The following is a 19,968-nucleotide window of genomic DNA, read 5'->3' on the forward strand; positions in this document are numbered from 1 at the left end:
TCATGATCTGAGGAGGGGTGCCATGACTCGGGAGCCCGGGGCAAAGGGTTCGCTCTCGCATCGCATGTTCGTGGCGCTCGTCGTGGCGTGCGCCCTCGTGGCCGTCGCGGTTACCGCGGCGGCCTCCCTCATCTATCAGTCCGCCTTCCTCTCCGACGAGCACGAGCAGCTCGCGAGCGAGTGCCGCACCATCGCCTCGCTGCTGGACCTCGCCGAGGACGACACGACCGTCCTCGGCGAGCTGGACATGGGGGACATCCGCGTGACCCTCGTCAGCCCTGACGGGACCGTCACCTACGACTCGGGCGCCGACGCCGCCGCCCTGCCCAACCACGCCGAGCGTCCCGAGGTGGCCGCCGCGCTCGCCGAGGGCGCGGGCTCCTCCGAGCGCTCGAGCGACACCGTCGGGTACATGAGCCTCTACGAGGCCGTGCGGCTCGAGTCCGGCGAGGTGGTCCGACTGTCCGTGGACCGCGCCGGGGTCGTCGCCTTCCTCTTCCAGGACCTGGCGATGCTCTGCGGGCTTGCCGTCCTGCTCGTGGGGGCGAGCTGGGTGGTCTCACGCCGCCTCTCCCGGCGCTTCGTGCGTCCGATCCTCGAGATCGACCCGGCCTCCGGCGACGGCGTGGCGCCCTACGAGGAGCTCGACCCGCTCGTGAGCCGCCTCAACGAGCAGCACAAGGAGCTCGTTCAGCGCATGAACGCCATCCAGGACGCCGCCGACATGCGGCGGGACTTCACGGCCAACGTGACGCACGAGCTCAAGACGCCCATCGCCTCCATCCAGGGCGCGGCCGAGCTCATCCGCGACGGCATCGCCCGGCCCGAGGATGTCCAGGGCTTCGCCGGCCGCATCTACAAGGACGCGCACCGCCTGTCGCTCCTGGTGAGCGACATCCTCACGCTCTCCCGCCTCGACGAGTCGGAGCGCTCGGGCGACCGCGAGCTCTTCGGCGCCGCCGAGCGCGTGGACCTCCTCTCCGTCGCGTCCGACGCGGTGGAGCGCATGCGGGGCAGGGCGCAGCGCAAGTACGAGGTCACGATCTCGCTCTCCGGCGTCTCCACGCCCATCATGGGCAACGCCCGCCTGCTCGACGAGCTCGTGAGCAACCTCATCGAGAACGCCATCCGCTACAACCACCCGGGCGGGCGCGTCTTCGTGTGGGTGCTGCCGCAGGGTGGCCGCCCCTGCCTGCGCGTGAGCGACACCGGGATCGGCATCCCGCCCGAGGCGCAGGACAAGGTTTTCGAGCGCTTCTACCGCGTGGACAAGGGGCGGAGCCGCGACATGGGCGGAACGGGCCTGGGCCTGGCCATCGTCAAGCACGCCGCCACCTACCACGGTGCGGACATCCGGCTCGACAGCACGGTCGGCAAGGGCACCACGATCACGGTGACGTTCCCCAGGCAGTAGGCGCGTCCTTCTCGCCACGCGCTCCCGCTGGGGAGGGGATATCAAATCTGGCCGCGGATTTCCGGCACTTTCCGGGCTCAAAACGGGCCCCAAAGTGCCAGAAATCCGCGGCCAGATTTGATATGGAGGCGCCAGGGCCGCGTGGGACGGGGCGCCCCCCGGACGCGCTACAGCTCCAGCTCCCAGAGGTTGGTCCATCCGGGCAGGGGCAGCCCCGGGTAGGGGAGCCAGAGCGGGCGGTGCCGCATGAACCCGCGGCTGGCGTAGAGCGCGTTTGCGGGCACGTTGGCCACGCTCGTGTTGAGGCGCACCGCGCGGGCGCCGATCTCCCGCGCGCCGCGCACGCCGGCGGCGAGAAGGGCGTCGGCCACGTGGCGGCCGCGGGCGGCGGGGTCTGCCGCGAGGAGGTGCCAGCACGCCACGTCCTTCTCGGCTTGCCTCTCCCAGGAGGGGCCGCCGAGGCCGGAGCCGTGCCCGGGGGCGTTGCCGTCCCCCATGTCCGCGTCGTGGTTCACGGCCACGGCGCCGAGAAGGGCGGCGTCGTCCGCGGGCCTGCCGTCGCGGACGGCCGTGGAGTCGAAGGTGCCCCAGTACACGCCGGCGGCCAGCAGCTCCGCCGCCATCCCGACGGGCGGCCACACGTCCTGAACCCAGCCCGAGGTCCCGGGCTCGGCGTCCACGCGCCGGTAGAGCTCGTCGAGCTTCTCCGCCCAGAGCCCGGAGATGGGGATGCGGCAGACGGCGAGGCCGGCGGGCATCTCGATCGGGCGACGGGGGTGTCTCACGTCGTTCTTCCCGACCGTGGCCAGAAGCTCGCGCGCCACGGCGGCGGGCGCCATCTTGGGCAGGTTGTGGTCAATGCCGGGCTCCACGACCTTGCGGGCGCCGGGGATCGCCGCCACGATGCGGTCCGTCTCCTCGGGGAGGATCTCGTCGAACTCCCCGACCATCACGGTGACGGGGCAGCTCACGGAGGCGAGCGAGGCTGCGTCTATCTGGGGGTTCTCAACCATGAGATGCAGGAGCTCGGCGATTTGCGCGGACTCGGCGGGGGAGGGCACCGGCGTGCCGTCCTCGAGCGCGGCGCCCTCGAAGCCCTCCTCGGCCCAGCGGCGGTTCTCGGCCGCGGCGAAGGCCATCCAGTCGGTGTCCTCCTTGGGCAGGCCCGCCGGGGTGAGGTTGGCCCCGAGCGCGGTGAGGCTGAGGACGTGGTCGCCCCAGTCGCGCGCGAGGAGAAGCCCCAGGATGCCGCCGTCGGAGAAGCCGAGCACGTGGGCCTGCCCCACGCCCAGCCGAGCGCAGGCCTCGATGGCGTCGGCCGCCATGAGCTCGTAGGTGAGCGGCCGCGCCGTGCCACGCGTGCTCGCGCCCTGCGCGCGGGAGTCGAGCGCCACGACGGAGCGGCCGGTTGCGCAGACGGCGTCGATCACGGGGCCGAAGATGCCGTGCTCCTCGCCGTTGCCATGCAGCATGAGGACGGGCGGCACGGCGAGGTCGATGCCAAAGGGCGTGCCCGGCGTGTCCGCCGCGCCCTCGGGCGCATAGGTCCAGGCCACGATCGTGGCGCCGTCGGGCATCGGGCACTCGACGCGCGCCGCGAGCGCGGTCTGCGGGAGTGCGTACGGACGCGGGACGTGTACCGGCGGAAACTCGACGGGCATGGGGGCTCCTTCTCCTGTTGGCCTTCGAACATGATAGCCTGCCTGCTGCGCCCGCCCTGCCGCGGCTCGGCGGAAAGCGTCGCGACGGCCCCGCAGGACCGGCGTGCGGGGGATTGGCGACGCCCCGTCCGCGAAGAACGTCGCGACGGCCCCGCGGAGTTGAGTTGCGGGGGATTCGCGACGTTCCTCCCGTGCCAAATGTCGCGACGGCCCCGCAGGACCGGCGTGCGGGGGATTTGCGACAGAACTGGCGAGAAGAGCGTCGCGACGGCCCCGCGGAGCGCCGCTGCGGGGCCTTTGCGACAGAACTGGTGAGAAGAGCGTCGCGACGCCCCCGCAGGATGAGGCTGCGGGGGCGTCGCGACGCTATGCGCGGACGGGGCGGCAGACCACCCGTTCTTCTCGTTACTTTCCCTTGACCTGCGACGGGTGCTTCTCGAAGAAGTCGAAGCGCGGCGGCAGCGGCACGATCTTGTGCTCCGCGGGCGCCTCCCCGAGCGAGGCCGCCAGCTCGACCGGTCCCTCGAGGGCGTGCCCCCACGAGAAGAACAGCTCGGGCGAGAAGCCCATGTGCTCGCAGATCCTCTCGCAGCCAGCGGGCACGGCCGGGTGCATGAGCAGCGCCGTCGTGCGCAGCGCGACGAAGGCGTCGGCGAGTGCGGCCTCGTAGGCGGCATCGTCGCCCTTTGCGGCCTTGGACGCCTCGTCCCATCGCTTGTTGGCCGCGCGGCAGAACTCCTCGGCCACCGCCAGCGCGCCATGGGCGTCGAACTCGTAGGCGCGGCGCTCAAACTCGAGCACGGCCTCGCGTGCGGCCTCAACGGCCTCGGCCGACGGCGTCGCGGAGGGCAGGTGCGCGTCGCAGACGTTGGCGGCGCCGTAGAAGCACGAGCGCGCCAGGCGGTTGAAGATGTTGGTGAGGAAGGCGCTCTCCTTGAGGGCGGGGTCCACCACGCGCGGGTCATCGCGCACGAGCACGTCCTCGCCCGTCTTCTTGTCCTTGTGGCTGACGGAGGTGTCGAACGCCTTGGGGTTGAAGGAGACGGCCTTCTGGTCGAGGCCGAGGGACAGCCAGTGCGCGCGCAGCTGCTCGGGGGTGTAGTGCTCCAGCAGCTCGGCGGCCATGGGCGGGGTGATCTTGCCGGAGCTCGAGGCCTTCTTGTTCATGAACAGGATGTGGTAGTTGGCAACGGGGACGTCCTGCGTGAGGCCCCAGCCGAGCGCCTCCCAGAGCGCCGGCTGCGCCACGCAGTAGAAGTAGATGTTGTCCTGCCCGATGAACTGGTAGACGCGCGCGTCCTCGGAGCACCACCAGTCGCGCCAGTCGCGGCTGGAGTAGCGGCCGTCCTCGGCGAGGCCGAGCGCCGTCTGCGTGAAGGAGATGGGCGCCCACAGGCTCTCGGGCCACACCCACACGGTGAGCCCGGAGCTGCCCTCGAGGTCAGGCGCGGGCACGCCCCACTCGATGTTGCCGGTGATGCGCAGCGGCAGCAGGCACTTGCCCGTGCGGAAGCGCACGCCGGCGGCGTCGAGCTTCTCGCGCGCCTCGTCGCGCGCCTCCCAGCCGGAGAAGGTGAGCGAGAAGGACTGCTGGCCCTTCTCGGCCTCCGCGAGCACGTGCTCGGGGAGCTCCGCGGCGACGGCGTCGTAGGCCTCGCGGAACTTGGTCTGGATATAGATAACGGGGTCGACGAGGCTCTCGCGCACGGTCTTGGTGACCACGGCGCGCACCTGCGGGTCGACGTCCCACTCGTCCATGAGGCGCTCGAGCTCCTCGCGGAAGGCGGGCAGGTCGAAGTACCAGTTGTCGACCGGGCGCAGCTCGGGCGTGGTGCCGGTGAGCTGCGAGACGGGGGCGATGAGCTCCTCGGGGTCGAACTGGTGGCCGAGGTCGCACTCGTCGGCGTAGGCCTTCTCGGACTTGCAGCCGCGCACGGGGCAGCGGCCCTGCACCTGGCGGCCGTTGAGGAAGGTCCCGGCCTCGACGTCGTAGAACTGGCGCGTGGTGCGACGGTGGAGGTAGCCGCGCTCGTGGAGGCGGCGGATCAGCTCGTCGGTGAGGCGGGCGTGGACCTCGCGCGCGGGCTCCAGGCCGGAGCCGGCGAAGAGGTCGAGCGAGATGCCGTAGGCGTCAAGGGCGGCCTTCTGCGCGTCGTGGTTGGCGCGGACGTAGTCCTCGATCGTGCCCTCGTAGCCCTCGTTCTCCACCTTCTTGCGGAAGCCCTCCGCGATCGGGGAGCCGTAGCAGTCGGTGCCGGAGACGAAGAGCACGTTCTCGGGCCCGATGCGGTCGCGGAGGAACCGCGCGAAGAAGTCGGCGGGCACAAAGACGCCGCCGATGTGGCCGAAGTGCAGGTTCTTGTTGCCGTAGGGCATGCCGCCGGTGATGACGGCGCGGCGGGGGAAGCTCGGGCGTGAGCTGGTCTCGGGCATGGGCGCTCCTTATTGCTCGGTTGCAGCATCCCATTCTCGCACTTCTCACGCTCGGGCGCACGGGTGCCGTCCCCGGACGCGCGGGCTCGTCCTTGCCTAAAAGGGGCCAGGCCCCTTTTAGGCAATGCCGTCCCCGGGCGCGCGGGCTCGTCTAGAATGGGTGCCATGAGACTCGTGGAGCGCATAGACATCCTGGGGGACGAGGGGCTGCAGCGACGCGTCGGGCGCCTCTCGCTCGCGTTCGTCGTGGCGGCGATCGCGCTCGCCGTGGCCGTTGCCGCGGTGCGTGGCGACGAGCGGGTCGATGTGTGGTGGTGGGTTGCGCTCGCCGTGGGCACGCTCGTGGCGCTCCCGGTCCACGAGCTCGTGCATGCCGCGGGCTTCAGGCTGCTCTGTCCGGGCTGCCGCGTGAGCTTCGGCTTCCAGGACGCCTTCCTCTACACCAAGACCGACGGTGCCGTGACGTCCCGTGGGCGCATGGTGGCGGTCCTGCTCGCCCCGGCGATCCTGGTCACCGGCGCGCTTGCGGTGGCGGCGCTCTGCGCGGGCCGCCCGGCGCTCGCCGTCCTCCTCGCGGGCGCTCACCTCTCCGGCTGCGCCGGGGACCTCATCATGGCCGCCGCTGCCCTGCGCGAGCCCGGGTGCACGCACGTCCGTGACACGGACGTCGGCCTGGACCTGCTCGCCGAGGGCTGAGCCGCGATTGTCGGTGATTTTCGCGGCGCGCCTCAAGTACTATCTCCTTGATGGCATTTTTTGAGCAGGCCTTTTCGAGCGCGCGGGGGAGGGGTGTCGTGGGGTCACTGCAAAAATCACCGACAATCGGAGGAGCGGGCGCGGCGGGGGAGCGCGTGCCGCTGCTGCTGCACGCCTGCTGCGGCCCCTGCTCGCTCGAGCCGGTGAAGCTGCTGCGTGAGGAGGGCTTCGAGCCCACGATCTGCTGGACTAACCCCAACATCCAGCCCGTCTCCGAGTGGCGCCGCCGCCTGGACACGCTGCGCGCCTGGGCGGAGGAGGTCGCCCACGTGGACGTCATCGTGGCGGGGGACGACCGCGCCGCCTGGGAGCGCGCCGCCGCGCCCGCCGGCTTCGACCGCGAGCGCCGCTGCCGGGCGTGCTACGCGCTGCGGCTCGCCGAGGCGTGCCGCGTGGGGCGCGACCGGGGCTTTGCGTACGTGTCCACGACGCTCGTGGTCTCCCCGTACCAGCTCTTCGACGCCTGCGGGGAGATCCTGCGCGCGACGGCCCCGCGCTACGGGCTCATCCCCGTGTGGCGCGACTTCCGCCCCCTCTACCCCGAGGCCACGCGCGAGTCCCGCGAGCTGGGAATGTATCGCCAGAACTACTGCGGCTGCCGCTTCTCCGCCGCCGAGGCCGCCATCGAGCGCCACGAGGCCCGCGACGCCCGAAAGCGCGCCAAGGCGTGCAAAGGGGACAGTCACTTTTGCACGCCGGGCCGGGGCCGCGAGAGAATCAGACGCCTCGTCGACGGCCGCGCGTGTAAGGATTTGACAAGGGCGCCCGCCCCGCCCCGCCCCTCGCGCCCGATTGGGCTACCGTGATAGGGCCCGACGGACCCGATTCGCGAGAAGGACGGTGGAAAAATGATCGAGTGCCTGATGACCGGCGCAAACGGAACCATTACGAGAGCGGAGGCCCCGTGTCCGGGGTGCTGGATCAACGCCGTGGCGCCCTCTGAGGAGGAGCGCGCCTGGCTTGAGCGCGAGATCGGCGTCCTGCCGGAGTTCGTGCGCTCCGCCCTCGACGAGGAGGAGACCTCGCGCATCGACTACGATGAGGACGCGCGCCAGATCTTCGTCATCGTGGACTACCCGGTCGTGGACGAGGACGGCACCGCGGCGCGCACCTCGCTCCCGCTCACGTACGACACCATGCCCCTCACGATGATCTTCCTGCCCGAGAAGGGCATGTTCGTGACCATCTCGATCAGCGAGAACGAGGTCGTGGACGACCTCAAGGGCGGTCGCGTCCGCAACGTGGACACGCGCTACCGCACGCGCTTCCTGCTGCAGATGCTGCTGCACATCTCACAGCTCTACCTCGTCTACCTGCGCCGCATCGACCGCCTCTCCTCCAGCACGGAGGCCCGCCTGCACGCCTCCGTGCGAAACGAGGAGCTCATCCAGATGCTCAACCTCGAGAAGTCGCTCGTGTACTTCTCCACGTCGCTCAAGTCCGACGAGGTCACGCTCAACAAGATCGCGCAGGGCCGCATCATCCCGCTCTACGAGGACGACCAGGACCTGCTCGAGGACGTGCTCGTCGAGGTGCACCAGGCCATCGAGATGGCCAACATCTACTCGGGCACCCTCTCCGGCACGATGGACGCCTTCGCGAGCATCATCTCCAACAACCTCAACATCGTGATGAAGGTGCTCTCGGTCATCACGATCGTCATGGCGATCCCGAACATCGTCTTCGGCTTCTACGGCATGAACGTGGGGCTGCCCTTCGAGGGCGTCCCGCTGCTCGACAACTGGGCGTTCCCGCTCCTGCTCGCCGTGGCCGGCTGCCTCGTCGCCGCCTGGATCTTCAACCGCAAGGGCCTCTGGCACTAGCGGCGTTCCCCATGCAGGCCGCACTCGTTGGGGGCACTCGCGAGTGCGCTCTCCAAATTTGCAGGTAGACGCCTCGGGCGCATCGAGTGCCCTCCGGGAGTGCCCGCACCATATTGAGAGCGCCCCGCCCGGCTCGCCCAGGATTGCGGTGGCGGGCCCTCACGCCGGGCGCCCTGCGCGTGCTATCGTAGTGCGCTGGACCAAGGAGGAACCCATGCGCACCGACGACTTCGACTACCCGCTTCCCGACGAGCTCATCGCCCAGGCTCCGGCCGAGCCGCGCGACTCCTGCCGCCTGCTCGTGCTGCACCGCGAGGACGGCTCCGTCGAGCACCGTCGCTTCACGGACATCCTCGACTACCTCGAGCCCGGCGACCTGCTCGTGGCAAACCGCACGCGCGTCATGCCGGCGCGCCTCGTGGGCCGCAAGCGCGGCACGGGCGGCGTCTGCGAGACGCTGCTGCTCAAGCGCCGCGAGGACGTGGACCCGCTCGGCGGCGTCTGGGAGTGCCTGGTCAACCCCGGCAAGCGCCTGCGCCAGCCGGGCATCGTGATCGAGTACCGCGCCGGCGGCCTGCACGCCCCGGAGTCGGCGCCGGTCGTGCTCACCGGGGAGATCGTCGACTTCGTCGAGGGCAGCAAGGGCGGCCGTCTCGTGCGCTTCTCGCCGGCGGGCGAGAAGGACGACGGCACGCCGCGCACGCTGGACGAGGCGATCCACGCCGCCGGCCACGTGCCGCTGCCTCCCTACATCACCCAGTACGAGGGCGACCCCGAGAAGTACCAGACCGTCTACGCCATGAGCGAGGAGCACTCCGCCGCCGCGCCCACGGCCGGCCTCCACTTCACGCCCGAGCTCATCGAGCGGATTCGCGAGAAGGGCGTGGGCTGGGCGACGGTGGAGCTCGAGGTGGGCATCGACACCTTCCGCCTGGTCACCGAGGACGACCCCACGCAGCACGTCATGCACACCGAGCGCTATCACGTGCCCCAGGAGGTCGTCGACGCCGTGCACGCCACCAAGGCCGCGGGCCGTCGCGTGATCGCCGTGGGGACCACCTCGGTCCGCTCGCTGGAGAGCGCCTGGGAGGAGGGCGCCGCGCCGAGCGAGCCGCCCGTGGCCGCGCGCCGCTTCGAGGGTGCCGCCGGAACGGGCGACGTCGTGGCGCGCGAGAACGCCACCACGAACCTCTACCTCATGCCGGGGTCGGACTTCCACGTGGTGGACGCGATGATCACGAACTTCCACGTGCCGCGCTCGACGCTCATGATGCTCGTCTCGGCCTTCGCCACGCGCGACCAGATCATGGCCGCCTACGACGCCGCCATCGAGGAGCGCTACCGCTTCCTCTCCTTCGGCGACGCGATGCTCATCGAGTAGGGCGCCCCGGGGCCTCGCTACAGAACGATAAGGACGACGATCAGGACCAGGATGACCGCGACGGCGACGATGACGGCGCCGAACGCGACGCGCTCGCGGCGCGTGCGCGCCCTCAGGCCGCGCTCGGCCTCCGAGAGTCCCTCGACGACGGCCTCCTGGTCGGCGATCTGGGCGCGGAGGCCCTCGATGCTCTCGCGGAGCTCGGCGGTCACCTCGGGCGTCGCGTGGATCTCCTCCGCCTCGTCGATGAGGGCCTGTGCGCCGTCATGCCGCTCCGCCGCCTCGTCGTAGGCGGCCTTGGCCTCCTCGGCGCCGTCGCGCGCGGCGGAGATCTGCTCCTCGAGCGCCTTCTCCTCGGCCTTGGCCTTGGCCTGGAGCTCGTCGTACTCGCCCTTCTTCTCCTCGTACTCCCTGCGGGCGTCGTCCGCCTCGCGCTGGGCGCTCTCGAGGGACTGCTTCTGGGTCCAGAGGTGCGTGCTCGCCGCGTCGACCGCCTCCTGGGCGTCGTGCGTGGTGGCGCTGACGTCGGACCGGGCGGCCTCAACGTGGGCGAGCTCGGTCACGATCTCGTTCTTGAGCTGGGTCACGGCGTTGGAGGAGGGGTCGGCCTCCTGCGCGCGCCTGAGCTCCTCCTGCACCTTGCGCAGACGCGCCTGGGAGCTGTCCACCGCGCGGTTCGCCGCGGCGATGCCCTGCTCCCTGCGGTCGGTCGCGCTCTTCAGCTGCCCCTCTGCGGTCTTCACGGCGCGCTTGGCCTCGGCCACGACGCGACTCGCCTCGTCGTGGCGCTCCCGTGCCGAGTCGGCGAGCCGCTTGTAGGGCCGCAGCTCCTGCTCGTGGTCGCGCCTCATGCCCGCGAGCCGTTCCTCGAGCGCCTTCGCCTCCTCCTCGAGCCGCTCGACCTTGCCCTGCTCGGCCACGAGCGTCTCGTTGGTCTCCGACACGATCGCGCCCTGCTCGCGGATGATGTCCCCGTAGCCGGACTCGACCTCCTCGCGGTGGGAGAGCTCCGCCTCGTCGGCCTCGAGCGTCTCGCGCAGCTCGCGGAGCCGCGCGCGAGCGGACCCGTGCCGCCTCGCCGCCTCGCGGACGTCCTTGACGGCGGAGAGGCCGTTCATGAAGGTCGTGGCGGCCGTCCCCGCGGCGCCGCGCGCCGCCCCGAGCGCTGCGTCAAGCGCCCGCGACGAGCCGCGCGCCTCGGCCTCGCCCGCCTCGGGGGCGGTGGCTTGGTCGGTCGACGGCGCGTCCGTCTCCTTGGCGTTCTTCAGCTCCTCGGGTTCGTGTGCCATGGGTCCGCTCCTCTCAGCCGCGAGCGCTCGCGGCGCGCTGTCTCGTGTGACGGCGACGCCGTCATCAACATTGTCTCGCACGACCGCCCGCCGCCTGCCCTGATTCCGCTTATCCCCAGAGATTGCACCCTTGGCCAGAAGTTTGGCGCCAACTCGTTCCTTGTTTGCTAGGATGTGCTATGTGTTTCTCAGGGGGGATGCAGACGTCCCCGATTGTTCTGGAGTATTTGGAAAGGGAGTCCGCAACATGGTTTCTAAGCAGACGAGCATCATCAACGCCACCGGCCTTCACGCCCGTCCCGCGTCCGTCTTCGTGACCGAGGCCAAGAAGTACCAGTGCAACGTCACCATCAAGAACGTCGACAAGGACTCCGCTCCTGTCAACGCCAAGTCCATCATGATGATCCTGGCCGCCGGCCTCGGCACCGGCACCAAGGTCGAGGTTGCCTGCGACGGTGCCGACGAGCAGGAGGCCCTGGACGCCCTGATCGCCCTCATCGACTCCGGTTTCGGCGAGTAGTCAATCAGCGACACCTCATCACCTTTTCTCGATGGTTCGACCCGGCGTCACTGCGACGCCGGGTCCTTTTGTGTAGGATGGGCACGCCAAGTTGCGACTGCGAGGTCGTCGAGAAGAACCGTGTGGCCCGCCGCGAGTTCTGCAGCCGCGCCCTTTGCGGCGAAGCTGTCCGAGCGCCGGGTCACACGGTTCTTCTCGGCGACCTCCCCACGCGAGCGGAGGAAGCCGTGGATACGAGCCTGTTCAAGTACGAAGTCCTCGCCGAGGACCCGGCGACGCACGCGCGCGCGGGCGTCCTGCATACGCCCCACGGCGACGTCCCCACGCCGATCTTCATGCCGGTGGGGACCAAGGCAACGGTGAAGGGCCTGCCTCCTTCGACGCTCGAGCAGCTGGGCACCAAGATCCTGCTCGCCAACACCTATCACCTCTCCATGCGCCCGGGCGCCGACCTCGTGGCCGAGATGGGCGGCCTTCACGACTTCATGGGCTGGCACCATCCCATCCTCACGGACTCCGGCGGCTTCCAGGTCTTCTCCCACGAGGAGTTCTTCAGGCTCTCGCGCGACGGCGTGCGCTTCCGGGCGGTGGACTACGACGGCCGCTGGGTCGAGTGGTCGCCCGAGGAGAACATGGCGATCGCCCAGAAGCTCGGCGCCGACATCGTGATGCAGCTCGACCAGTGCGTGGGCTACCCGGCGCCGCGCTCCAAGGTGGAGCGCTCCGTCGAGCTCTCGAGCCTGTGGGCCGAGCGCTGCTACGCGGCGCACACCCGACCCGACCAGGCGCTCTTCGGCATCGTCCAGGGCGGCATGCACCTCGACCTGCGCCTGCGCTCCCTGCGCCACCTCGAGGAGATCGGCGACTTCCCCGGCTACGGCATCGGCGGCTACTCGGTGGGGGAGGACCACGACACGATGTTCGAGTCCCTCGCGCCGCTCGTCTCCGAGCACATGCCGCGCAGCAAGCCGCGCTACCTCATGGGCGTCGGCAACCCCACCACGCTCGTGCGCGGCGTCGCCTGCGGCGTGGACATGTTCGACTGCGTGCTGCCCACGCGCACGGCGCGCACCGGCTCCGCGTTCTCGAGCGAGGGCCGCCTGAACTTCCGGCACGCCCGCTTCACCCACGACCACGGCCCGCTCGACCCGGCGTGCCCCTGCCCCACCTGCACCGGGGGCTTCTCGCGCGCCTACCTGCACCACCTCGTGCGCCAGAAGGAGATGCTCGGCTCGATCCTCATCTCCCAGCACAACATCTACTACCTGCTCGACCTCATGCGCCGCGCGCGCGAGGCCATCGTGGCGGGCACCTACGCCGCCTTCGTCGAGGACTGGATGGCGTCCCCGGCGGCGCGGGACTGGTAGGCGCAGGGAGGCCCCTCGCCCGGCCGGCCGGCTTTCGGGGCGCCCCGCCCGTTGCGGTATGATTGTTCGGATTGACAGGGCGCTGAAGCGCCACCCAACCGAAGAGGCATGCCATGAGAGACGAGAAGAACGGGAAGGGCGCCACGGGCGTCAGCCGCTGGGGAGCGGCGGCGGGCCCCGCGCCGAGGAGCAAGGCCGGGCAGGCGGGCCGTGGGGTCCCCTCCGACGCGCGGTCGCAGATTGCCGCACTGGCGGTGGCCGTCGTCCTTCTCGTCGCCTCCGTCCTTCTCGCCCTGCCCCCCGCCGAGGTCCTCGGCTGGGGCGTCGACTTCGCCGGGGGGACGTCCTACTCGTACCCGCTCGCCGATGGCGGCGCGGACTCCGCGGCGACCGCCGCCGCGGTCAGGTCGCGGCTCTCCGCGCTCGGCGTGCGCGGCGCGCGCGTCGGCTCGGGGGAGGGCGTGACCGTCGAGGTCCCCGCCGGGCAGGATGCCGCCGACGCCGTCGAGGTCGCCACGAGGCCGGGCAGGGTCGAGCTCGTCCGCCTCGACGCCATCTCGGACGCCGACGCGCTTGCGCGGGTGCAGGCGGGCGCATCCGGTGTGGCGCTCGCCGAGGGCAGCTACGAGGCGTTTCTCGACAACTCCTCCATCGCCTCCGTCCAACCGGTGAGGCTCTCCGCCTCCTCCGACCTCTACGGCATGCAGATCACCTTCACCTCCGAGGGCGCCGAGGCCTTCGCCGAGGTGACGTCCGAGCTCGCCCCCGTGGGTGGGCAGGTCGCGGTCGTCTTCGACGGCACCGTGGTCGCGGCGGCCGGGGTGAGCGACCCCATCACCGACGGCGTGGTCACCGTCTCCGCGGACCTCTCCCTCACGGACGCCGCGGGCATGCAGGCCGCGGTCAGGACCGGCGTGCTGCCGGCCGAGCTCGGCGAGGGGACCGTCGCGCCGCTCGCCGCGTCCGTCTCCGGCGCCGGCCTCCTCCGGGCGCTCGTCGTCGCGGGCGTCGTGGCGCTCGTTGTGCTCGTGGCGCTGCTCGCGACCATGCGCCTGCTCGGCCTCGTCGCGTACGCCGGCCTGGTCAGCGTCGCCGTGCTCGAGGTGGGCGGCCTCGCCGCGCTCTCCCGCGCCGGGCTCTTCGTGCCCACCGTCACGGCCTACGTCGTGGCCGCCATCGTCGTGTGCGCGGCCTTCCTCGAGCTGCTTCGCGTCCTCTGGCGCGTCCGCTCGTGCGTGCGCGGCGGCACCGACCCGCGCGACGCCGGGCGCGTCGCGCTGCGCCGCCTCGCGCGGGAGCTCGGCGTCATCGCGGTGGCGTTCGTGGCGGGCGGCATCGCGCTCTTCCTCCTCGTCCCCGAGGGCGGGCTCGCCTCCAACCCCGCGGGCCTCGCCTGGCCCGTCGCGGCCGTCGCCGGCGCGCTCGCGCTGCTGCTGGTCTGCCTGCCGCTCACGAGGGCCTGCTCCCGCGCCATGCGCGCGAACCCCGACGCCTGGGGCGTGGCGCCGCGCGACGAGGGCGACCGCTAGATGTCCGGCCTCGCCAACACCCGCCGCTGGGCGGTGCTCGCCCATGACCCGGCCGCCGAGCGCGCGCTCTCGGACGGCCTCGGCGTCAGCGCGCTCGTGGCCCGCGTCCTCGCGGCGCGCGGCGTGACCGACGTCGACGAGGCGCGCGCGTTCCTCACGCCCTCGCTCGAGCGGGACTGGGCGGACCCGCTGCTCATCCCGGGGATGGACGCCGCGGTCTCGCGCGTCGAGCGCGCGCTCGACGCCCACGAGGCGATCGCGGTCTTCGGGGACTTCGACGTCGACGGCATGAGCTCGACCTGCCTGCTCACGCTCGCGCTCCGTCGCCTCGGCGCGGACGTCCACCCCTTCATCCCGCACCGCTTCGGCGAGGGGTACGGCCTCTCCCGCGAGGCGCTCGCCCGGGTGCGCGCGGCGTGCGACCCGGACCTCGTGGTGACCGTCGACAACGGCATCGCCGCCGCCCGCGAGGTCGCGTGGCTCGTGAGCGAGGGGATCGACGTGGTGGTGACCGACCACCACGAGCCCGCCGACCTCGTCCCCGAGGGCGTCCCCGTCACCGACCCCAAGCTCGACGAGGGCTGCCCCTCGCGCGACCTCGCGGGCGCCGGCGTCGCCCTCAAGCTCGTCTGCGAGCTCGGGCGCCGTCGCGGGGCCCCCGACCTCTGGCTCGAGTTCATCGACGTCGCCGCGCTCGGCACGCTCTCGGACATGATGCCGCTCTCGGGCGAGAACCGCGCGCTCGTGGCGGAGGGGATCGCGCGCATGCGGGAGACCTCGCGCCCCGGCCTCGTGGCCCTCGCGGCCACGGCGGGCGTCGACCTCGCGCAGGTCACGGCGGACGGCCTGCCGTTCTCCGTCATCCCGCGCCTCAACGCGGCGGGGCGCATGGGCTCCACCGACGTGGCGCTCGAGCTGCTCCTCACCGACGACGTCTCCGAGGCGACGATCCTCGCCGGGAGGCTCGAGGCGATAAACGCCGAGCGCAAGGAGACCGAGTCCGCCCTCTCCGAGGAGGCGTTCGCCGAGGCGGAGCGCACCTATCGCGGCGGCCGGGCCGTCGTCGTGGCGGGGGAGGGCTGGCACGAGGGCGTCAAGGGCATCGTGGCATCGCGCCTCGTCAACCGCTATCACGTCCCCGCCATCGTCTTCTCCGTGACGGACGGCGTCGCGCGGGGATCGGGGCGCTCCGTGGGCTCCGTGGACCTCTTCCATGCCGTCGAGCAGTGCTCCGACGTGCTTGTGCGCTTCGGGGGGCACGCCGGCGCGGTGGGCGTGACCTGCGAGGCGTCCCGCGTCGACGAGTTCCGCGAGCGTCTGTGCCGCGCGCTCGGGGAGCTCCCCGACGAGCAGTTCGAGGACACGGGCGAGGTCACGGCCATCGTGCGGCTCGGGGAGCTCTCCGTCGAGAGCATCGCCTCGCTCGAGCTCCTCCAGCCCTTCGGCCAGGGCAACAAGAAGCCGCTTTTCGCCTCCGTGGGGGTGAGCATGAGGAACCGCGCCCGCGTCGGGGCCGACGGCGCCCACGTGCGCTTCGTGGCCACCGACGGCGCGGGCTGCGTCCCGGCGATCATGTTCCGCGCGCCCGACGCCGAGCGCGCCAGCTCCTGGGAGGGCGTCGTCGACCTCGTCTACGAGGCGGTCAACGAGACCTGGCAGGGCAGGACCAAGCCCAAGCTCATGGTGAGGGACATCCTGTACCGCCTGCCCGACGCCCCCTCCCGGCCCGCGGTCCCCGACGGCGTGCTCGAGGCGCCCCCGGCGCCGGGCGACGACGCCGTGACCCCCGCGGCGGGCCGTCGCGCGGAGCTCGCGCGCCTCTCCTACGAGGACCTCACGGGGGCCCTCCGTCGCTCGCTCATCGGCGACGCGCCGCTGCTCCCCGCGCAGCGCGCCGCGCTCGACCGGCTCTCGGCCGGCCGCTCCTGCCTCGCCGTCATGGCGACGGGGCGGGGCAAGTCGCTCGTGTTCCACCTCCACGCCGCGCGCGAGGCCATCTCGCGCGGCAGGGCGAGCGTCTTCGTCTACCCGCTCCGCGCGCTTGTCGCCGACCAGGCCTTCCACCTGCGAGAGGGCCTTGCGGCGGACGGCGTCTCGGTGGAGGTGCTCACCGGGGAGACGCCCGCGGCCGAGCGCGCCCGCGTGCTCGCCGGGCTCGCGTCGGGCTCCGTCGACGTCGTGCTGACCACGCCCGAGTTTCTCGCCATCCACCGCGCCTCCTTCGCCGAGTCGCGGCGCGTCGGCTTCGTCGTCGTGGACGAGGCGCATCACGCCGGGCTCGCCAAGCCCGGAGACCGCGACGCCTACCTCGAGCTGCCCGCGGTCCTCGAGGAGCTCGGCCGTCCCGTGGCGCTCGCCGTGACGGCCACGGCGGCGCCGGACGTGGCGTCGCGCGTCTGCGAGCTGCTCTCCATAGGCCGCGCCGACGTGGTGGTCGACGATGCGTCCCGGACCAACCTCGCGATCGACGACTGCCGCGAGCTCAGGGACCGCGACGCGGCCCTCGCCTCGATCGTGGCGCTCGGCGAGAAGACCATCGTCTACGTGAGCTCGCGGGACCAGGCGGTGTCGCTCGTGCGCGCCCTGCGCCACCGCGTGCCCGAGCTCGCCCACCGCGTGGCCTTCTACCACGCCGGCCTCTCCCGCGACGCCCGCGGCCGCGTCGAGCGGGCGTTCCGCGCCGACGACCTGGCGTGCATCGTCTCCACGAGCGCCTTCGGCGAGGGGGTCAACCTCCCGGGCGTCCGCCACGTGGTGCTCTTCGGCCTGCCGCTCGGCGAGGTCGAGTTCAACCAGATGAGCGGCCGGGCCGGGCGAGACGGCGCGCCCGCCACGGTGCACGTGCTCTTCGGCTCGCGCGACGTCTACGCCGGCGAGCGCATCCTCTCGGCGGCCGCGCCGGCGCGCCCGCAGCTCGTGGCGCTCTACCGCGCCCTCTCGTCGCTCTATCGCTCCTGCGGCCCCATCGCCCTCGACGACGAGGGCATCGCCCGCGAGGCGTGCGCGCTCGAGCCGCGCGTCGCGCTCGACGCCTCGGAGGTCGCCTCCGGGCTCGCGGTCTTCTCGGAGCTCGGCTTCGCCTCCGTCACGGGCTGGGGCGACGCCCGCCGGGTCTCCATGGCCTCCTCTCCGGCGCGCATGGAGCTCTCCCAGTCCGCGTGCTACGCGGAGGGGCAGCGCGCCCAGCGCGCCTTCTCCGAGTTCTGCTCCTGGGCGCTCGAGGCGACCCCGGACGAGCTTCTCGCCCGCGTGAGCCGGCCCATCACGCCCGACTTCGGTATCATCGTGTGAGGGGAAGGAGGGGAGCCATGAGCGCTAACGAGTACACGGCCGCCCCCACGGCGGCGCGAGACCCCAAGAGGGGGGTTCCCGACGCGGCGAACTATCGGCTGCTCCAGGCGGCGTGCGCGGCGTATCTCGACGAGGAGGGGAGCGAGAAGGTCGAGCGGGCCTATCGCTTCGCCGCCGAGTACCACCGCGACCAGCGCCGCCGCTCCGGCGAGCCCTACATCAACCACCCCGTCGAGGTGGCGCTCATCCTGGCGCACGACCTGCGCATGGACGAGGACACCATCTGTGCCGCGCTGCTCCACGACACGGTCGAGGACACCCCCGCGACCAAGGACGAGCTCGCCGAGCTCTTTGGGGCGACCGTCGCCGACCTCGTGGACGGCGTGACAAAGCTCACCTCCATCCAGGTCTCCTCGATGGACGAGAAGCAGGCCTGGAACCTCCGCAAGATGTTCCTCGCCATGAGCCGCGACATCCGCGTGGTCATCATCAAGCTCGCCGACCGCCTGCACAACATGCGCACGCTCGCGGCCCTGCCGCCCGACCGCCGCCAGTTCAAGGCGCGCGAGACCATGGACGTCTACGCCCCGCTCGCCGACCGGCTCGGCATCTCGTCGGTGAAGTGGGAGCTCGAGGACCTGGCGTTCTTCTGGCTCGAGCCGGAGGAGTACCAGCGCGTGGCCCGCATGGTCCAGGACAGCCGCGCGCAGCGCGAGGACGACACCGAGGCCGCCATCAAGACGCTCGACGACGAGCTCAAGGCGGCCGGCCTCAGGAATTACCAGATCACGGGACGGCCGAAGCACCTTTGGAGCATCTACCAGAAGATGACCCGCAAGGGCCGCGAGTTCGCGGACATCTACGACCTCATCGCCCTGCGCGTGATCACCCAGACGGTGGGGGACTGCTACTCGGCGCTCGGCGCGGTGCACTCCCTGTGGAACCCGATGCCCGGCCGCTTCAAGGACTACATCGCCACGCCCAAGGCGAACCTCTACCAGAGCCTGCACACCACGGTCGTGGGCCCCGACGGAAAGCCCATAGAGATCCAGATCCGCACCGTGGAGATGCACGAGGCCTCCGAGTACGGCATCGCCGCCCACTGGCTCTACAAGAAGGAGGGCAACTCGCGCGGCCGCATGAGCGCCGAGGACCGCGCCATAGACTCCACGATCAACTGGATCCGCAAGACCCTCGACTGGGCCGCCGAGGACGACATCGACGACCCGCACGAGTTCCTCGACAACCTGCGCGTGGACCTCTTCGAGCACGAGATCTTCGTCTTCACGCCCAAGGGCGAGGTCATGAGCCTGAGGCGTGACGCCACGCCGCTCGACTTCGCCTACGCCGTCCACACCGAGGTGGGCAACCACTGCGTGGGCGCCAAGGTAAACGGCTCGGTGGTGCCGCTCTCCTACAAGCTCAACATGGGCGACCGCGTGGAGATCCTCACCAACAAGAACGCCAAGCCGTCGCGCGACTGGATGCAGCTCGTGGCCATGCCGTCGAGCCGCGCCAAGATCCGCAAGTACTTCTCCACCCAGACCAAGAACGACGACGCCGAGCAGGGCAGGACGGAGCTCGCCCACGAGCTGCGCAAGCGCGGCTACGGCATCTCCACGCGCCGCACGGTCAAGGCCATCGAGCGCGTCTGCGAGCACTTCGAGCTGAGGAGCCCGGAGGACCTCTTCGCCTGCGTCCACACCGGCAAGGTCTCGGTCAAGCAGGCGGCCAACCGCATCGAGGAGATCCTCGAGGAGGGCTCGCCCGAGCAGCTGGCCGCTGCCGCCGCCGAGGCGGAGCGCCACGCCGCCCACGAGCGGGCCATGTCCTCGGGCGCGCCGGTCATGAAGTCCTATGCGCTCACGCAGGCCACGCGCGGCAAGCGCCGCAAGAGCAACTGCGGCGTGGTGGTCAAGGGCGACGCCGACCTCCTCGTGCACCTCGCCCACTGCTGCAACCCCGTGGCGGGAGACGAGATCGTGGGCTTCATCACGCGCGGCCGCGGCGTCTCCGTCCATCGCGCGAACTGCCCCAACGTGGCCGACCTCAAGCGCAACCCCGAGCGGATGATCGAGGTCGCCTGGGACACCTCGGGCGCCACCGAGTTCCGCGTGGAGATCGTCGTGGAGGCCACGGACCGCATGGGCCTGCTCAGGGACATCACCGTCGCCGTGGGCGACGCCGGGGCGAACATCCTCTCCGCTGCGACGCAGACCACGGCGCAGGGCGTGGCGCGGCTGCGCTTCCTCGTGGCGATCTCCGACGCGAGCCTGCTCGACGTCCTTCTCGCCGCCGTGAGCCGCGTCCCCTCGGTCTACGACGCCCGTCGCATCATGCCCGGCGAGGGCGCCAACCAGATGAAGCAGCGCGTGAAGTAGCGGGTGAGACGAAGGGGGCGGTGAGACAAAGGGGACGGGTTCTTTTGTCTCATTGGAGTACATGAGACAAAAGAACCCGTCCCCTTTGTCTCACGCGTCCCCCTTGTCTCGCCGTCCCCTTTG

Annotated in this window: 12 protein-coding genes and 1 pseudogene; 10 read left to right on the forward strand and 3 right to left on the reverse strand. The window is 71.3% G+C overall.

Going from position 1 to position 19,968, the window contains the following annotated elements:
* The first annotated feature begins 22 nt into the window (after nucleotides 1–22).
* Entirely contained in the window at nucleotides 23–1,414 is a 1,392-nt protein-coding gene (locus tag E0L17_RS01675) for a sensor histidine kinase (protein WP_167929558.1), read from the forward strand.
* Between the two features lie 167 nt (nucleotides 1,415–1,581).
* Here the strand turns inward: E0L17_RS01675 and E0L17_RS01680 are convergent, their stop codons facing one another.
* Together E0L17_RS01680 and E0L17_RS01685 are read right to left on the reverse strand one after the other, a co-directional pair.
* Complete coding sequence (locus E0L17_RS01680; RefSeq protein WP_167929559.1) at nucleotides 1,582–3,075, reverse strand: bifunctional alpha/beta hydrolase/GNAT family N-acetyltransferase; 1,494 nt, start codon at nucleotides 3,073–3,075, stop codon at nucleotides 1,582–1,584.
* Nucleotides 3,076–3,480: 405 nt separating this feature from the next.
* Nucleotides 3,481–5,508, reverse strand: coding sequence for a class I tRNA ligase family protein (locus tag E0L17_RS01685; protein WP_167929560.1), 2,028 nt, complete (start codon nucleotides 5,506–5,508; stop codon nucleotides 3,481–3,483).
* Between the two features lie 165 nt (nucleotides 5,509–5,673).
* Between E0L17_RS01685 and E0L17_RS01690 the strand changes: the two genes are divergently transcribed.
* The 4 genes and pseudogenes from E0L17_RS01690 to queA all read left to right on the forward strand — a co-directional run bounded on the left by E0L17_RS01690 (nucleotide 5,674) and on the right by queA (nucleotide 9,468).
* Nucleotides 5,674–6,204, forward strand: coding sequence for a DUF3267 domain-containing protein (locus E0L17_RS01690; protein WP_167929561.1), 531 nt, complete (start codon nucleotides 5,674–5,676; stop codon nucleotides 6,202–6,204).
* A gap of 125 nt (nucleotides 6,205–6,329) precedes the next feature.
* Nucleotides 6,330–6,929: pseudogene (locus tag E0L17_RS01695) on the forward strand (epoxyqueuosine reductase QueH); the annotation flags it as partial.
* Nucleotides 6,930–7,112: 183 nt separating this feature from the next.
* A complete protein-coding gene (locus E0L17_RS01700) occupies nucleotides 7,113–8,087 on the forward strand; it encodes a magnesium transporter CorA family protein (protein WP_167929563.1) in 975 nt (324 codons plus the stop codon).
* A gap of 214 nt (nucleotides 8,088–8,301) precedes the next feature.
* A complete protein-coding gene (queA, locus tag E0L17_RS01705) occupies nucleotides 8,302–9,468 on the forward strand; it encodes a tRNA preQ1(34) S-adenosylmethionine ribosyltransferase-isomerase QueA (protein ID WP_167929564.1) in 1,167 nt (388 codons plus the stop codon).
* Between the two features lie 17 nt (nucleotides 9,469–9,485).
* On the opposite strand, the gene E0L17_RS01710 is transcribed toward queA, so the two are convergent.
* Nucleotides 9,486–10,757 (reverse strand): coiled-coil domain-containing protein, encoded by a 1,272-nt coding sequence (locus E0L17_RS01710; RefSeq protein ID WP_167929565.1) that lies wholly within the window; start codon nucleotides 10,755–10,757, stop codon nucleotides 9,486–9,488.
* A 247-nt stretch (nucleotides 10,758–11,004) separates the two neighbouring features.
* Here E0L17_RS01710 and E0L17_RS01715 point away from each other — a divergent pair, with 247 nt between their 5' ends.
* From E0L17_RS01715 to E0L17_RS01735, 5 genes are all read left to right on the forward strand, one after another.
* Nucleotides 11,005–11,277 (forward strand): HPr family phosphocarrier protein, encoded by a 273-nt coding sequence (locus tag E0L17_RS01715; RefSeq protein ID WP_075280393.1) that lies wholly within the window; start codon nucleotides 11,005–11,007, stop codon nucleotides 11,275–11,277.
* A 227-nt stretch (nucleotides 11,278–11,504) separates the two neighbouring features.
* Complete coding sequence (gene tgt, locus E0L17_RS01720) at nucleotides 11,505–12,644, forward strand: tRNA guanosine(34) transglycosylase Tgt (RefSeq protein ID WP_167929566.1); 1,140 nt, start codon at nucleotides 11,505–11,507, stop codon at nucleotides 12,642–12,644.
* A gap of 113 nt (nucleotides 12,645–12,757) precedes the next feature.
* Nucleotides 12,758–14,173, forward strand: a complete 1,416-nt coding sequence (locus tag E0L17_RS01725; protein ID WP_167929567.1) for a SecDF P1 head subdomain-containing protein — start codon at nucleotides 12,758–12,760, stop codon at nucleotides 14,171–14,173.
* Nucleotides 14,174–17,464, forward strand: a complete 3,291-nt coding sequence (gene recJ, locus E0L17_RS01730; RefSeq protein ID WP_167929568.1) for a single-stranded-DNA-specific exonuclease RecJ — start codon at nucleotides 14,174–14,176, stop codon at nucleotides 17,462–17,464. It begins immediately after the preceding gene.
* 17 nt (nucleotides 17,465–17,481) lie between these two features.
* Nucleotides 17,482–19,845, forward strand: a complete 2,364-nt coding sequence (locus E0L17_RS01735; protein ID WP_167929569.1) for a RelA/SpoT family protein — start codon at nucleotides 17,482–17,484, stop codon at nucleotides 19,843–19,845.
* Nucleotides 19,846–19,968: the final 123 nt, after the last annotated feature.

The organism is Olsenella sp. SW781, assembly GCF_012027725.1.
In the GTDB taxonomy this organism is placed as follows: domain Bacteria; phylum Actinomycetota; class Coriobacteriia; order Coriobacteriales; family Atopobiaceae; genus Thermophilibacter.

What these genes read in the sequence shown, in the direction of transcription:
- E0L17_RS01675 (WP_167929558.1), top strand. Translation starts at nt 23, where the DNA reads ATGACTCGGGAGCCCGGGGCAAAGGGTTCGCTCTCGCATCGCATGTTC.
- E0L17_RS01690 (WP_167929561.1), top strand. Translation starts at nt 5,674, where the DNA reads ATGAGACTCGTGGAGCGCATAGACATCCTGGGGGACGAGGGGCTGCAG.
- E0L17_RS01685 (WP_167929560.1), bottom strand. Translation starts at nt 5,508, where the DNA reads ATGCCCGAGACCAGCTCACGCCCGAGCTTCCCCCGCCGCGCCGTCATC.
- E0L17_RS01710 (WP_167929565.1), bottom strand. Translation starts at nt 10,757, where the DNA reads ATGGCACACGAACCCGAGGAGCTGAAGAACGCCAAGGAGACGGACGCG.
- queA (WP_167929564.1), top strand. Translation starts at nt 8,302, where the DNA reads ATGCGCACCGACGACTTCGACTACCCGCTTCCCGACGAGCTCATCGCC.
- recJ (WP_167929568.1), top strand. Translation starts at nt 14,174, where the DNA reads ATGTCCGGCCTCGCCAACACCCGCCGCTGGGCGGTGCTCGCCCATGAC.
- E0L17_RS01725 (WP_167929567.1), top strand. Translation starts at nt 12,758, where the DNA reads ATGAGAGACGAGAAGAACGGGAAGGGCGCCACGGGCGTCAGCCGCTGG.
- E0L17_RS01715 (WP_075280393.1), top strand. Translation starts at nt 11,005, where the DNA reads ATGGTTTCTAAGCAGACGAGCATCATCAACGCCACCGGCCTTCACGCC.
- E0L17_RS01735 (WP_167929569.1), top strand. Translation starts at nt 17,482, where the DNA reads ATGAGCGCTAACGAGTACACGGCCGCCCCCACGGCGGCGCGAGACCCC.
- E0L17_RS01700 (WP_167929563.1), top strand. Translation starts at nt 7,113, where the DNA reads ATGATCGAGTGCCTGATGACCGGCGCAAACGGAACCATTACGAGAGCG.
- E0L17_RS01680 (WP_167929559.1), bottom strand. Translation starts at nt 3,075, where the DNA reads ATGCCCGTCGAGTTTCCGCCGGTACACGTCCCGCGTCCGTACGCACTC.